This is a genomic window from Pseudomonas sp. S37 (assembly GCF_016658545.1).
Taxonomy (GTDB): domain Bacteria; phylum Pseudomonadota; class Gammaproteobacteria; order Pseudomonadales; family Pseudomonadaceae; genus Aquipseudomonas.
On sequence record NZ_JACVZC010000011.1, the window covers coordinates 51,900 to 65,244 of the forward strand.

Below are 13,345 nucleotides of genomic sequence, written 5' to 3' on the forward strand. Positions count from 1 at the left end.
GGTGAACCCGCTCCCACAGGGAATATGCGATAGATGTGGGAGCGGGTTCACCCGCGAATAGGCCGGCACAGGAAGGCACTAGGCATGCACACTCCACTGCACTGTCTCTGCCTCGATCGGCATCTCGTCAATGGCATGGATCATCCCGTTCTCCAGTGCCTCCATCGGCCCCAGAATGCGCGGATAAGCCATCAGGTAGCGCGGCACATCCAGCACCTCGCTCGCACCCTGGGTACGCTCAGCGACAATCTGCGCATACAAGCGCAAGTCATAATCCAGGCTCATCGCATACTCGGCCATCCGCGAATGGTCCACCGAGCCGTGCAAGGTCCAGTGGAACGGATGGAACAGGAACTTGCTGTAGCTACACGCCGTGCGCCGCGCCCCTGCCAGGAACAGGATATTGCCCATCGACTCCACCGTGCCCAGGTTGTGCGTATGCACCTCGACCGGCAACGCCCGCAGGAAGTTGTACAGGGTAAACCCGTAGCTGCACTCGCCGCCCATGGTGGCGATGTTCAGTTGTAGCACCTCGGCCCCCTGCTGCAACGCCCGTGAGCAGGTGTTGATCAGGTTGCCACAGGTCGATGAGTTGATCGGCCCGGTGAAATGAATGATGTGTCTGGCCATGCTTGCCTCCAGGGTTGGCAGGTCATTCCTTGGTGTGCTGCGCCTCGTCGGCCTGCCCGGCCATTAGCTGGTACTGCTTGCGCAGGGCGTGCAGCTGGGCCGGGTCCATGTCTTCCAGGTCGAGCAGCGCCTTGTGCGCCCGGCGGGTGGTGCGCAGCAGTTCGTCGATCTTGATGTGCAGTTCGTCGTTGTCGCGGTTCTGGGTGTTCTGGATCAGAAACACCATCAGAAAGGTAATGATGGTGGTCGAGGTATTGATCACCAGTTGCCAGGTGTCGTTGAAGTGAAACAACGGCCCGGTTACCGCCCAGGTCAGGATCAGCAGGCAGGCGATACCGAAGCTGAGCGGGCGGCCGGCCCAGTTGGCCAGCCAGTGGGCGAAACGGTCGAATTTCATCCTGGCACCCTTCCACATAGCGGATACCCGGTGGAAACGTCTGCGGCCACAAAGTTCAACGCGGCATCAGGCTTTCCCGTTGGTCATGCATGCTGAACCCTTGCAGGCCTGCGCCAGTCGCACCTTGAGAGCGACCGAACAAGGAACCGGCAATGAGGACGGCAGCGTGAGCGATATCCGCATTGGTATTTCCGGGTGGCGCTATGGCCCCTGGCGCAACGATTTCTACCCCAAAGGCCTGCGCCAGGACGACGAGCTGGCGTTTGCTTCACGGGCGGTGAACAGCATCGAGATCAACGGCTCGTTCTACAGCCTACAAACACCCGAGCGTTATCTGGGTTGGCGTGACGAGACACCGAACGGCTTCGTGTTCGCGGTCAAGGGGCCGCGCTATATCACCCATGTGCGGCGGTTGAAGGACATCGAAGAGCCCGTCGCCAATTTCTTCGCCTCCGGGCCGTTATTGCTGGGCGACAAGCTCGGGCCGTTCCTGTGGCAGTTTCCGCCCAACATGAAGTTCGATGAAGACCGGTTCGCCCGTTTTTTTGAACTGCTGCCGCGCAACCGCAAGGCTGCCCGTGAATGTGCGCAAAACTGCGCCGAGCGCCTGAAGGATAATGGCGGCCTGGCGATCAAGGGCAATACGCGCCTGCGCCATGCCGTGGAGATTCGCCACGAGAGCTTCCTTTGCGAAGCCTTCGTCAAGCTGCTGCGCAAGCACCGGGTGGCGCTGGTGGTTGCCGACAGTGCGGGCAAGTGGCCCTATGTTGAAGACGTCACCGCCGATTTCGTGTACATGCGCCTGCATGGTGACGTAGAGCTGTACAGCAGCGGCTACACCGCACGCGCCTTGCGCCGCTGGAAACAGCGCATCCAGCACTGGAGCCAGGGCAGCCAGGCAGACGACGCACGGCTGATCGTGCCAGGTGCGCCGCCACGGCGTGCCACGCGTGATGTGTACTGTTACTTCGACAATGACCAGAAAGTCCATGCGCCCTACGACGCCCGGCGCCTGCTGCAGAAACTGTCGCTGGACCATGAGTTGATGACCGAACCGGGCGTGGTGCCGGAGGTGGCCTTATGAACAAGACCCTGCCCGCCCCACGCTGCATCATCGACAAGGTTACTGCGGTGCGTCGGCTCAATGTGCTGACGTTGAACGTTCACAAGGGCTTCACCTTCTTCAACCGGCGCTTCATCCTGCCGGAGCTGCGCGAGGCAGTGCGCGCCACTGGGGCCGACCTGGTGTTCCTGCAAGAGGTGCACGGCAGCCACCAGCAGCACGCCCTGCGCCACCCGGCCTGGCCGGAAATACCGCAATACGAGTTTCTGGCCGACAGCATGTGGCCGCAGTTCGCCTATGGCCGCAATGCCGTATACCCCCATGGCGACCACGGCAACGCGCTGTTGTCGAAATTCCCCATCAGCCGCTTCAACAACCTTGATGTTTCGGTGCAGGGCAACGAGCAGCGCGGCTTGCTGCATTGCCAGCTGGAAGTGCCGGGCCATGACCAGGTCCATGCGGTGTGCGTACACCTTGGCCTGCGCGAGGCGCACCGGCAAAGCCAGGTGAAGCTGCTGCTCGACCTGCTGAGCAGCTTGCCGCCCAAGGCACCGGTGATCATCGCCGGCGACTTCAATGACTGGCGGTTGAAGGCGGACGCGGTGCTGTGCGAACACCTGGTCGAGGCGTTCGGCGAGCATTTTGGCATCCCGGCGCGCAGCTTTCCCGCACGCCTGCCGTTGCTGCGGCTGGACCGCATCTACTTGCGCAACGCCATGCCCGGCAGCGCTCAGGTGCTGGCGAAATACCCGTGGTCGCACTTGTCTGACCACGCCCCACTGGCCGCGGAGATCAACCTGTGAACCGACCTTGGGTAGACGGCAACTGTGTGCAGTTGCTGATCAATGGCGAGCAGTATTACCCCCGTGTGTTTGAGGCCATGGCCCGGGCCCGGGAGGAGATCCTGCTGGAAACCTTCATCATTTTCGACGACAAGGTCGGCCAGCAACTGCAGCAGGTGCTGATCGGGGCGGCCCGCCGCGGCGTGCGTGTGGAGGTGGTGGTGGACGGTTACGGCACCGCTGACTTGCCGTCTGCGTTCATCTCGGCCATGACCGATGCGGGGGTCAGCTTTCACGCCTTCGACCCACAGCCACGGCTGGTGGGCATGCGCACCAACCTGTTCCGGCGCTTGCACCGCAAGATCGTGGTCATCGATGGCGAGCGCGCGTTCATCGGCGGCATCAACTACAGCGCCGATCACCTCGGAGATTTTGGTGCCATGGCCAAGCAGGATTATGCCGTCGAAGTGACCGGCCCGGTGGTGGCCCAGGTGCATGCCGCCAGCAAGCGCCTGATGTCGCCGGTGCTGCAGGCGCCCAGCACGGTGCGGCCGCTCACCGAACCTGCCGGGGCCAGCAGCGCCGTGCTGGTCGAGCGCGACAACGGGCTGCGCAGCACGGATATCGAAACCCAGTACCTGCAGGCGTTTCGCAGTGCCAGGCAGCGCATCGTGGTGGCCAATGCCTACTTCTTCCCGGGCTACCGGCTGTTGCGCGAACTGCGCAACGCTGCCCGGCGCGGCGTGGAGGTGCACCTGATCCTGCAAGGCCAGCCGGACATGCGCTGGGTACGGGCGTTGTCGCGGCTGCTGTACAACTACTTGCTGCGCGACGGCGTGGCCATTCGCGAATACTGCCAGCGGCCCTTGCACGGCAAAGTGGCGCTGGTCGACGACCAGTGGGCCACGGTCGGTTCCAGCAACCTCGACCCGCTGAGCCTGTCGTTCAACCTGGAGGCCAACCTGTTCATCCGCGACCAAGTCTTCAACCAGCAGCTCAGCCAGCATCTGCAGGCGCTGGCCCAGGAGCAGTGCAAACCGGTCACCCTGGCGCGCATGATTCGTGGTTACTGGTGGCGGGCACCGCTGATCTTCGTGTGTTTCCACGTCATCCGCCATTTCCCGCGCATTGCCGGCTGGTTCCCGGCCCACCGCCAGCGCTTGCGCTCGGTGCAGCCGGAAGCCGAAACCCAGGGCGACTTGCACGAGGGCAATACCTGATGGCGCGCAAAGGCTGGCAAACCTGGGGCAAACGCCTGTTCACAGTGGCGTTCCTGATCCTCATCCCTGTGCTGCTGTACCTGCTGGCGCGCAACCTGGACTGGAACGAAGTACGCCAGTCATTGCTGGCCTACAAGCCCGGTACGCTGGCGATCGGCCTGGCAGTTGCCTTGTGCAGCTACCTGACATTCGCCAGCTACGACCTGCTGGCGCGCGCCTATACCGGCCACCACCTGCCGGCCCGGCAGGTACTGCCAATCGCCTTCGTCTGCTACGCCTTCAACCTCAACTTCACCACCTGGGTCGGTGGCGTTGCCTTGCGTTACCGCCTGTACAGCCGCTTGGGCCTGGATACGCCGACCATCACGCGCATCCTTACCCTGGGCCTGCTGACCAACTGGATGGGCTATATGCTGCTGGCCGGCACCGTGTTTGCCATGGGCCTGGTCGAACTGCCCAGCAACTGGGCAGTGGGCGCTACCGGCCTGCGCCTGATCGGCCTGCTGTTGCTGGCCATTGCGGCGGGCTACCTGCTGGCGTGTGGTTTGGCGACGAAACGTACCTGGCGCTGGCGCGACCACGAAGTAACACTGCCCTCGCTGCGCCTGGCGCTGTGCCAAGTTGCCTTGGGGGCCAGCAACTGGGCGCTGATGGCGCTGCTGATCTTCTGGTTGCTACCGGGGGAAGCATTCTACCCCTCGATCCTGGGGATCTTGCTGATCAGTTGCGTGGCGGGTGTGGTTGCGCATATCCCGGCAGGGTTGGGGGTGCTGGAAGCGGTATTCCTCGCCCTGCTGCACGGGCAAATGGCCCAGGGTTCACTGGTGGCTGCCCTGCTCGGCTATCGCACGCTGTACTACCTGGTGCCGCTGCTGCTGGCGGTGGTTACCTACCTGATCCTGGAAAAGCGCGCCAAGGCCATGCGCCGGCGCGACAAGCCCGCCCAGACATGACAAGGGCCATTGGCCCGGGAGGTGGCACGTGCGTGTTTCTGTACTGATGTTGATGGTTGCCAGCCTGGCCAGCGGCCAGGCATGGGCTGAAGCCTGCAATGTGCTCACCCGCTCCTCCAGCGATGCGGTTACGCCCGCTGAACGGCATACCTGCTACAGCTACAGCAACCTGCCCGCCGAAGCGATCAACTGGTCGTGCAGCAACGAAAGCAAGGACATGCTAAACAGCGAAAAGAGCAAGGTAGCGCGCTGTGCCGATGGCAGCGTTGGTAGCTGCATCGCGCCGCTGACCCAGGAAGCGCTGGCCAACCCCAAGGCCACCGGCGGTGACAGGCCGGCCTTGCCCAAGGATGCGCGGGTGATTACCTATTACTACGATACGCCCAGCCTCGGCCAGGCGCGTACGGACTGCGAGCGCAATAACGGGATTTGGCAGACGCATTGATCCGGCAAGCCACACCCTGTGGGAGCGGGCATGCCCGCGAACACCGGCGCAGCCGGTGCCATCCACCGCGCTGGATTCTTCGCGGGCACGCCCGCTCCCACAGAAGCTGACTCGCGCTTGCGAGATGTAGCCTCAGGGCGAAATAGGGTCGCTGGCCGGGAATGTCTCATCCAGCGCATTGTCCACCGCGCGCTCACCCGGCTGCTCACCGCAATGGCAATCCTGCATCCGGCACGCCTCACCGTGCCGGTGCCCACTGGCGCAGGCCTCGCAGCAATAAGCCTTGCCGTCACGCTGCAAGGCATTGGCGTCCACGGTGCAGGAACAATGTGCACAGGCACAACGCTGCTCATTCATGGTTTGTTCTCCTCGTCATCGATCACATCATCGGTCCACGGCTCGCCGTCCAGCGGCGCGGAGCGGGCCAGTTCGGCTTCATCCAGGCCAATACCGCCGCCGATCTCATCGGCATCCACCTCGCGCAGGGCCTTGTCCACCGGGCCGCCGTTACCGCCCGGCTCATGCGGGTCGCGGGCGCCGGTTTCATCCAGCAGGGTGTCCGGGCTCAGGTCGTCGTAGGTGACGTTGTCCTCATGCAGGCTGTCGGTCAGCGCTTCACCACCCGTCATGCCGCTTTCGGCCACGCGCCGGGGCGGGAACTCCCGGGCGACTTCATCGGCCGGGCGCTCGTCACCCACCCGCCCCTCGCGCTCGTCCAGGCGCTCGTCGAAGTCCAGCTCATGGACGCTGCCCATGCGGTCCTCGGTGTCGTCGATTTCGCTGGGGGTATACGGCTTCGGATCATCTGCTTGGGCCATGTGCGTTCTCCGTCAGTTGGCTTCATTCGGTCGACTGCACCGGCTTGCCGAAGATTCAGAGTTTTTGCTGGCGTGTTTTTTGAACTACCCGCTCGGCCGCCGCCTCCCACTTCTACAGACTGCGAATTGCCCGGAGCCCGCCATGGCCAAGCCCCTGCAGGAATACGCGCGCAAACGTGACTTCAATGCCACGCCCGAGCCCAGCGGCAAACGCAGCCGAGGCAAGCAGGCCCACGCGCTGCAGTTCTGCATCCAGAAACATGACGCCAGCCACCTGCACTACGACTTCCGCCTGGAGCTCGACGGCACCCTGAAAAGCTGGGCAATCCCCAAAGGCCCGTCACTGGACCCCAAGGTGCGCCGGCTGGCCGTGCATGTGGAGGACCACCCGCTGGACTACGCCGATTTCGAAGGCCATATCCCCGAAGGCCATTACGGTGCCGGTGATGTCATCGTCTGGGATCGCGGCATCTGGGAGCCCGAAGGCGATGCCCGCCAGGCCTATGCCAAGGGCAAGCTGCGCTTTCGCCTGCAAGGTGAAAAGCTCAGTGGTGTGTGGAACCTGTTTCGTACCCACCTGGCCGGCAAGAAAGAGCAATGGATGCTGGTGAAGTCGCACGATGGCCAGGCCCGTAGCGAAGCCGACTACAGCATTGTCGAGGCCCAGCCCGACAGCGTGCTCAGCGACCGCACCCTGGTGCCGCGCAAGCCCGCGGCGAAGCAGGCCGCCGCCACACCGCGCGCTAGCCGCAAGCGCGCCGGCAAAGCCCGCAAGGCGTCGTTGCCGGCACAGTTAGAGCCGCAGCTGGCCACGCTGGTGGATTCTCCGCCCAGCGGCGACTGGCGCTACGAGGTCAAGTTCGACGGTTACCGCATCCTGGCCCGTATCGACGGCGACGACATTCGCCTGTTCACCCGCAACGGCCACGACTGGAGCAGCAAGATGCCCCGCCAGGTCGCCGCCCTGCGCGCGCTGGGTATCGACTCGGCCTGGCTCGATGGCGAAATGGTGGTGGCCGACGCGAATGGCGCGGCAGACTTTCAGGCCCTGCAGAACGCCTTCGACACCGCCCATGACGAGCACATCACCTACTACCTGTTCGACCTGCCCTTCCTCGGTGGCCAGGACTTGCGCCAGCTGCAGCTGCAGGACCGACGTGAAACCCTGCAGCGCTTGCTTGAACACGATAAGTCGCAGGTGCTCAGGTATTCCGCCGACTTTGACCAGCCAGCCGAGTCCCTGCTCGACAGCGCCTGCCGTCTTCAGCTCGAAGGCCTGATCGGCAAACGTGCCGACAGCCCCTACAGCGGCCGGCGCAGCGCGGACTGGGTCAAGCTCAAGTGCAAGCAGCGCCAGGAATTCGTGATCGTCGGTTACACCGACCCCAAAGGCAGCCGCAGCGGCTTCGGCGCCCTGCTTCTGGCCCTGCACGACAACGACAGTGGCGAACTGCGATATGCCGGCAAGGTCGGCACCGGCTTCAGCACCACGACCCTGGCCAGCATCCACCAGCGGCTCAAGCCACTGCAAACCGCCAGCCCTGCCCTGGCCAGGCCACCTACCGGCGCCGAAGCCCGGGGTGTGCACTGGCTGAAACCCAGGTTGCTGGCCGAAGTCGCCTATGCCCAGATGACCCGGGACGGCATTGTGCGCCACTCGGTGTTTCATGGCCTGCGCGATGACAAGGCGGCCACCGCCATCGACCTGGAGCGCGCCATGCCCGCCAAGACCGCGCAGCAACGCAAGCAGGCCAAGGCGCCTGATACCTTGGGCGAATTGCGCCTGACCCACCCCGACCGGGTGATCGACGCCAGCAGCGGCACCACCAAGCGCGAGGTTGCCGAATATTACGCCGCCATCAGCCAGTGGCTGTTGCCCCAACTCAAGCATCGCCCGGTTGCGCTGGTACGTGCACCGGACGGGCTGGCGGGCGAGCTGTTCTTCCAGAAGAATGCCGGCCAGCTGCACATACCCAATGTGCTCAGCTACGACAAGGCCGAGGCCGGTCAGGCGGCAATGGTCATCAATCGCGCCGATACCCTGCTGGGCGCGGTGCAGATGAACATGCTCGAGCTGCACACCTGGAACGCCACCGACAAGGACTTCGACAAGCCCGACCGCTTTGTGCTCGACCTGGACCCGGACCCGGCGCTGCCGTGGAAGGCCATGCTGGAGGCCACTCAGCTGGCCTTGACCTTGCTGGATGAACTGGGCCTGAAGGTGTTTCTCAAGACCAGTGGCGGCAAGGGCATGCACTTGGTTGTGCCGCTGACCCGCCGCGCCGGTTGGGATGAGGTCAAGGATTTCAGCCACGCCATGGTCGATTACCTGGCCAGGCTGTTCCCTGACCGGCTCAGCGCTGTGTCCGGGCCCAAGAACCGGGTCGGGCGCATCTTCATCGACTACCTGCGCAATGGCAAAGGCGCAACCACCGCCTGTGCTTACTCGCTACGTGCCCGTGAAGGCCTGCCGGTGTCAGTGCCGATCTGGCGCGATGAGCTGCCGCAGCTCAAAGGTGCCAACCAGTGGCACATCGGCAACCTTGGCGAGCGCCTGGCGCAGGTCGACGACCCCTGGGCCGACATGGGCAAGGTGCGCCAGTCGATCACTGCGCGCATGCGCAAGCAACTGGGGCTCGCCTAGTGGACATGACCCGGGAGAACCGCCCATGAGCATCGTTCAGGACTTCAACCTGACCACCTTTGACCGCCTGTTACGGGCCTTTGGCGAACGCCAGCAACCGTTGAACCTCGATACCCAGCTGCCGCAGCTGATCCAGGCGCTGCAAGCCGACCACCTCGACCTGCTGCCCTTGCCGGGGCAAGGCAACACCTTGCGCCGCTGGCAGACCTTGGCGCGTGTGGCCGGCTGCGACCTGGCTCTGGCCAAGTTGTACGAGGGCCATACCGACGCCTTGGCGATACTCGCCGAATGCGGCGCTGCCCATTACGCCGCAGACGGCATCTGGGGCGTGTGGGCCGCCGAGCCGCCCGACGCCCGCACCCACATTACCGGGCGTGAGGGTAGCCAGGTGCGCCTGCACGGGCGCAAGGCCTGGTGCTCAGGTGCCCTGCAGATCGACAGGGCTTTGATCACCGCCTGGGATGAAGCCGAACAACCGCAACTGGTGGCCATTGAACTGTCTGACCCGAGCCAGGGTTTGAACATCGAACACTGGCAGGCCGTTGGCATGGCCACCACTGCCAGTGTCGACGTGGCGTTCAATGACACCCCAGGCACGCTGATCGGCAAACCCGGCCAGTACCTCGCTCGCCCGGGTTTCTGGCAAGGCGGTGCCGGCATTGCCGCCTGTTGGTACGGTGCGGCCGAGGCGCTGGCGGACTACCTGCGCGAGCACTGCCGCAAACCGCGCCCCGACCCCCACGCCGATGCCCACCTGGGGGCGGTGGATGCTGCCTTGTATGGGGCGCGCGCAGCCCTGCGTGAATGCGCCGCCTGGATCGACCGGCAGCCCGGGCTGGACGCCAGTTTCGAGGTGCGCCGCACCCGTGCCCAGGTAGAACAGGCCGTGGAGCAGGTCATCAACCACGTCGGCCGTGCCCTGGGCGCCACGCCGTTCTGCCGCAGCAGCCATTTTGCCCGGCTGAGCGCAGACCTGCCGGTATTCCTGCGCCAGAGCCATGCCGAGCGTGACCTGGCGGTGCTGGGCCAGCAGTTGGCCCAGGTGCCGGCCGGAGCGTGGCAGCTATGACCACCAACCTGATCCAGTCCGCCAGCGGTACGCCCTGGGCCGCCTGGCAGCAGGCCGCACACCTGGCACGCGCCACCTGGCTTGATCCACGCCAGCTATGCCCACCGGGCCGCCGCCTGGTCTTGATCGCACCGCACCCGGATGACGAGATCCTCATGGCCGGGGGCCTGCTGTCTGGCTTCAAGGGGCGTGAGGACGAGCTGGTGCTGGTTTCTGCCACCGACGGCGAAGGCAGCCACCCCGGTTCCCGGCACTGGAGCGAGCATCGCCTGCGTCGCCAGCGGCCCCTGGAGAGCCGCCAGGCCATCAAGCAGCTGGGTCTGGACCCCAACCGGCTGGACTGGCGCCGCCTGCATCTGAAGGACGGCCAGCTGCCGCGTGAAGAAGCCTTTCTGGTTAGCCACCTCACCCAGCTACTGCGCCCTGACGATCTGCTGATGGCCACTTGGCGCGGCGATGGCCATTGCGACCACGAAGCGGTCGGGCGTGCTGCCGCACACGCCGCGCAGGCCCGCCAGGTGCAGTTGGCCGAAGTGCCGGTCTGGGCCTGGCACTGGGCGCAGCCCGACGACCCTCGCCTACCCTGGCCCCGCGCGCACCGGCTGCAGCTGGATGAGCCCCGCGTGGCGGACAAGCGCAAGGCATTGTCCGCACATGCCAGCCAGCTTGAAGCGGACGATGACAAACCGCCCGTATTGCCGCCGAACCTGCTGGATTGCCTGCTGCAACCGTTCGAACTGGTGTTTCTGTGAATGGAGTTGTCATGAGCCTCAGCCCGCAGTATTTCGCCGACCTGTACGCCACCAGTGAAGACCCTTGGGCGTTCCGTACGCGCTGGTACGAGAAGCGCAAGCGCGAGCTGGTCATGGCCAGCCTGCCGCGTCAGTGCTATCAACGCGTGTTCGAGCCGGCCTGCGCCAATGGCGAGCTCAGCGCATTGCTGGCCGAACGCTGCGCAGAGCTGCTGTGCCAGGACCTCGACCCGAGTGCCGTGAACCTGGCCCGCGAGCGCCTGGCTGAAGTAACCAATGCCTCTGTCGAGCTGGCCCGGCTGCCGGCGGATTGGCCTGGCGGGCGCTTCGACCTGATCGTGCTCAGTGAGGTGGGTTACTACCTCGACCCTACCGACTGGCTGCAGGTGATCGAGCAATCGGTGGCCAGCCTGACCTATGACGGTGGGCTGCTGGCCTGTCACTGGAAGCACCCCATCGCCGGCTGCCCGCAGGATGGGCGCGAAGTGCACCGCATGCTGGCCCGGCACTTGCCGCTGTATCGGCAGTTCCAGCATGACGAGGCGGACTTCGTGCTGGAGTACTGGTCCTGCCAGCCCAGCGTGGTCGACCTCGACGAGACCTGCCCATGATTGCCGTGGTCATTCCGGCGCACAATGAGGCCCGCCGCCTGGGCCGCTGCCTTCGGGCGGTGCTGATTGCCGCGCTGCAGGCGCAGCAATCGGGGTATCGGGTGGAAGTGCTGGTGGTACTGGACCGCTGCAGTGACAGTAGCGCGGCAGTGGCGCGGCGTTTTGGTGTGCACGTGCTGGAGGTGGATGCCGGTAGTGTCGGCATGGCGCGCCGGGTCGGGGCGGCTTACATGGTCGAACGTGGTGCACGGTGGCTGGCATGTACTGACGCCGACAGCCGGGTGCCCGGGCACTGGCTGTTGTCGCAATTGGCCTGCAGCGCCGAAGTCGTGTGCGGCACGGTGCATGTCGAATACTGGCAACCGTGGCACACCGCAGCCCTGCGCCAGCTGTACCAAAGCCGCTATGAAGCGCGCGAGGGCCACCGGCATGTGCACGGCGCCAACCTGGGCGTTTGTGCCGCTGCCTATGAACGGGTGGGCGGCTTCCAGCCGTTGGCGGCGCATGAAGATGTGCAACTGGTCAACGACCTGCAGGCCAGTGGCGCACAGATCGTCTGGACCGCCAGGCACAGCGTGGCCACCAGCAGCCGGCGCGACAGTCGGGCTCCGGAAGGGTTTGGTGATTATCTCGAAGGATTGCAGGCTCACATTTAATGTGAGGTCACACCGGCCTTTGTAGGAGCGGCCTTGCGTCGCGATCGGGCTGCGCAGCAGCCCCGGGATTTCAGCGCAGACGCATAAATTGCCGGGGCTGCCTTGCAGCCCGATCGCGACGCAAGGCCGCTCCTACAAAGGGCTGCGTGAGGCCTAAGTGATCATGAAGCCTTGCGCGCCTTCTTCACCGGCTTTTTGCCCGCCAAACTGCGCTTGAGCAGTTCGGTAAGGTCGAGAATGTCCGCACCTTTGTCCGAACCTGCGGCTTCGCCCTTGTCCACCGTCTCGATCTTGCCCTTGCTGGCCTTTTCTTCCACCAGGTCCATGATGGTCTGGCGGAAGGCGTCGTGATACTCCCCGGGTGTCCATGGCCCGCTCATGTCCTCCACCAGCCGCTTGGCCATGTCCAGCTCACGCTTCTCGACCTTGCTGTCGGTCACGCTGCTGTCCAGCTCCAGCGACTCCAGCCCGCGCACTTCTTCCGGCCAGCGCAAGGTGATCATCACCAGTGCATCCTCCAGCGGGCGCAGCAGCGCCAGGTGCTGACGGGTGTGCAGCACCACCGTGGCCAGTGCCACCTTGCCGGTTTTCTCCAGTGTTTCGCGCAGCAAGGCATACACCTTGCCACCGCGCCGGTCCGGGGTCAGGTAGTACGGCGTGTCGAAATGCTGCAGCGGGATTTCGCCCGCTTCGACAAAGGAAAAGATATCGATCGTCTGGGTGGCCTCGGGCCGGGCCTTGCGGATCTCATCTTCGCTGATCACCACATAGCGGCCCTTTTCGTACTCCACGCCCTTGACGATGTTGTCCTTGTCGATTTCCTTGCCGGTGACCTTGTTTACCCGCTTGTAGCCAACTGGTTCCATGCTGCGCTTGTCGAGCCAGTCGAAATCCACCCGCTCGGTGCGTACCGCAGTGTTGAGGGCGACGGGGATGTGCACGAGACCGAAACTGATGGCGCCTTTCCAGATTGCCCTAGCCATGACGCTGCTCCCAGATTGCCTGCCGGTACCTGAAGTGACTGCGCCAGGTGGCGAAGGTTTAGCTGACCTGCCCTGCGGCAACGGGTGTCGCGGCCTTCGCGGGTAAACCCGCTCCCACAGGTTCAGCGCTGCCTTCCAGATCTACACATGCCCAGTGGATCTACACATGCCCAGTGGATCTGCACATTCCTTGTGGACTGCATATTGCCTGTGGATCTGCACATTCCTTGTGGACTGCATACTCCCTGTGGATCTGCACATTCCTTGTGGGAGCGGGTTTACCCGCGAAGGCCTCACTACGGTTTCAAGGAATACCGCTACC

At 64.3% G+C, this 13,345-nt stretch carries 15 protein-coding genes; 10 read left to right on the plus strand and 5 right to left on the minus strand.

Going from position 1 to position 13,345, the window contains the following annotated elements:
- Positions 1 to 78: 78 nt before the first annotated feature.
- Positions 79 to 630, minus strand: a complete 552-nt coding sequence (locus IAE39_RS06590; RefSeq protein WP_201200505.1) for an ATP-dependent Clp protease proteolytic subunit — start codon at positions 628 to 630, stop codon at positions 79 to 81.
- 22 nt (positions 631 to 652) lie between these two features.
- Complete coding sequence (locus IAE39_RS06595; protein ID WP_201200506.1) at positions 653 to 1,027, minus strand: low affinity iron permease family protein; 375 nt, start codon at positions 1,025 to 1,027, stop codon at positions 653 to 655.
- Between the two features lie 166 nt (positions 1,028 to 1,193).
- Here IAE39_RS06595 and IAE39_RS06600 point away from each other — a divergent pair, with 166 nt between their 5' ends.
- Genes IAE39_RS06600 through IAE39_RS06620 form a run of 5 tightly spaced genes read left to right on the plus strand, consistent with a single transcriptional unit; the run spans position 1,194 to position 5,490 of the window.
- Positions 1,194 to 2,111 (plus strand): DUF72 domain-containing protein, encoded by a 918-nt coding sequence (locus tag IAE39_RS06600; protein WP_201200507.1) that lies wholly within the window; start codon positions 1,194 to 1,196, stop codon positions 2,109 to 2,111.
- On the plus strand, positions 2,108 to 2,893 hold the full coding sequence (locus IAE39_RS06605; protein WP_201200513.1) for an endonuclease/exonuclease/phosphatase family protein: 786 nt from the start codon (positions 2,108 to 2,110) through the stop codon (positions 2,891 to 2,893). The genes IAE39_RS06600 and IAE39_RS06605 overlap by 4 nt, the downstream gene beginning before the upstream one ends.
- Positions 2,890 to 4,092 (plus strand): cardiolipin synthase ClsB, encoded by a 1,203-nt coding sequence (gene clsB / locus IAE39_RS06610; RefSeq protein WP_201200522.1) that lies wholly within the window; start codon positions 2,890 to 2,892, stop codon positions 4,090 to 4,092. The genes IAE39_RS06605 and clsB overlap by 4 nt, the downstream gene beginning before the upstream one ends.
- A complete protein-coding gene (locus IAE39_RS06615; RefSeq protein ID WP_201200524.1) occupies positions 4,092 to 5,045 on the plus strand; it encodes a lysylphosphatidylglycerol synthase domain-containing protein in 954 nt (317 codons plus the stop codon). The genes clsB and IAE39_RS06615 overlap by 1 nt, the downstream gene beginning before the upstream one ends.
- A 28-nt stretch (positions 5,046 to 5,073) precedes the next feature.
- Positions 5,074 to 5,490 carry a hypothetical protein gene (locus IAE39_RS06620; RefSeq protein ID WP_201200528.1) on the plus strand — a complete coding sequence of 139 codons (417 nt, stop codon included), beginning with the start codon at positions 5,074 to 5,076 and terminating at the stop codon, positions 5,488 to 5,490.
- Between the two features lie 132 nt (positions 5,491 to 5,622).
- On the opposite strand, the gene IAE39_RS06625 is transcribed toward IAE39_RS06620, so the two are convergent.
- On the minus strand, positions 5,623 to 5,847 hold the full coding sequence (locus IAE39_RS06625; RefSeq protein WP_201200529.1) for a metallothionein: 225 nt from the start codon (positions 5,845 to 5,847) through the stop codon (positions 5,623 to 5,625).
- Entirely contained in the window at positions 5,844 to 6,308 is a 465-nt protein-coding gene (locus IAE39_RS06630) for a phosphotransferase system, HPr-related protein (RefSeq protein ID WP_201200530.1), read from the minus strand. The genes IAE39_RS06625 and IAE39_RS06630 overlap by 4 nt, the downstream gene beginning before the upstream one ends.
- Positions 6,309 to 6,450: 142 nt before the next feature.
- On the opposite strand from IAE39_RS06630, the gene ligD reads away from it, so the two are divergent.
- From ligD to IAE39_RS06655, 5 genes are read left to right on the plus strand one after another with little or no spacing between them, the layout of a single operon-like run.
- Positions 6,451 to 8,952 (plus strand): DNA ligase D, encoded by a 2,502-nt coding sequence (ligD, locus tag IAE39_RS06635; protein WP_201200532.1) that lies wholly within the window; start codon positions 6,451 to 6,453, stop codon positions 8,950 to 8,952.
- A gap of 25 nt (positions 8,953 to 8,977) precedes the next feature.
- Entirely contained in the window at positions 8,978 to 10,021 is a 1,044-nt protein-coding gene (locus tag IAE39_RS06640) for an acyl-CoA dehydrogenase family protein (RefSeq protein WP_201200534.1), read from the plus strand.
- Positions 10,018 to 10,773 carry a PIG-L deacetylase family protein gene (locus IAE39_RS06645; protein ID WP_201200535.1) on the plus strand — a complete coding sequence of 252 codons (756 nt, stop codon included), beginning with the start codon at positions 10,018 to 10,020 and terminating at the stop codon, positions 10,771 to 10,773. Before IAE39_RS06640 ends, IAE39_RS06645 begins: the two co-directional genes overlap by 4 nt.
- A gap of 11 nt (positions 10,774 to 10,784) precedes the next feature.
- On the plus strand, positions 10,785 to 11,384 hold the full coding sequence (locus IAE39_RS06650) for a class I SAM-dependent methyltransferase (protein WP_201200537.1): 600 nt from the start codon (positions 10,785 to 10,787) through the stop codon (positions 11,382 to 11,384).
- Entirely contained in the window at positions 11,381 to 12,040 is a 660-nt protein-coding gene (locus tag IAE39_RS06655) for a glycosyltransferase (protein ID WP_201200539.1), read from the plus strand. Before IAE39_RS06650 ends, IAE39_RS06655 begins: the two co-directional genes overlap by 4 nt.
- 161 nt (positions 12,041 to 12,201) lie before the next feature.
- Here IAE39_RS06655 and ku read toward each other — a convergent pair whose 3' ends face one another.
- The gene (gene ku, locus IAE39_RS06660) at positions 12,202 to 13,023 is read right to left on the minus strand and encodes a non-homologous end joining protein Ku (RefSeq protein WP_201200543.1); all 822 of its coding nucleotides are present in this window, start codon (positions 13,021 to 13,023) and stop codon (positions 12,202 to 12,204) included.
- Positions 13,024 to 13,345 lie beyond the last annotated feature (322 nt).

Excerpts from the sequence above, each read along its gene's own strand:
- IAE39_RS06590 (WP_201200505.1), bottom strand. The coding sequence starts at position 630 with ATGGCCAGACACATCATTCATTTCACCGGGCCGATCAACTCATCGACC.
- IAE39_RS06595 (WP_201200506.1), bottom strand. The coding sequence starts at position 1,027 with ATGAAATTCGACCGTTTCGCCCACTGGCTGGCCAACTGGGCCGGCCGC.
- IAE39_RS06605 (WP_201200513.1), top strand. The coding sequence starts at position 2,108 with ATGAACAAGACCCTGCCCGCCCCACGCTGCATCATCGACAAGGTTACT.
- IAE39_RS06615 (WP_201200524.1), top strand. The coding sequence starts at position 4,092 with ATGGCGCGCAAAGGCTGGCAAACCTGGGGCAAACGCCTGTTCACAGTG.
- IAE39_RS06625 (WP_201200529.1), bottom strand. The coding sequence starts at position 5,847 with ATGAATGAGCAGCGTTGTGCCTGTGCACATTGTTCCTGCACCGTGGAC.
- IAE39_RS06630 (WP_201200530.1), bottom strand. The coding sequence starts at position 6,308 with ATGGCCCAAGCAGATGATCCGAAGCCGTATACCCCCAGCGAAATCGAC.
- ligD (WP_201200532.1), top strand. The coding sequence starts at position 6,451 with ATGGCCAAGCCCCTGCAGGAATACGCGCGCAAACGTGACTTCAATGCC.
- IAE39_RS06640 (WP_201200534.1), top strand. The coding sequence starts at position 8,978 with ATGAGCATCGTTCAGGACTTCAACCTGACCACCTTTGACCGCCTGTTA.
- IAE39_RS06645 (WP_201200535.1), top strand. The coding sequence starts at position 10,018 with ATGACCACCAACCTGATCCAGTCCGCCAGCGGTACGCCCTGGGCCGCC.
- IAE39_RS06650 (WP_201200537.1), top strand. The coding sequence starts at position 10,785 with ATGAGCCTCAGCCCGCAGTATTTCGCCGACCTGTACGCCACCAGTGAA.
- IAE39_RS06655 (WP_201200539.1), top strand. The coding sequence starts at position 11,381 with ATGATTGCCGTGGTCATTCCGGCGCACAATGAGGCCCGCCGCCTGGGC.
- ku (WP_201200543.1), bottom strand. The coding sequence starts at position 13,023 with ATGGCTAGGGCAATCTGGAAAGGCGCCATCAGTTTCGGTCTCGTGCAC.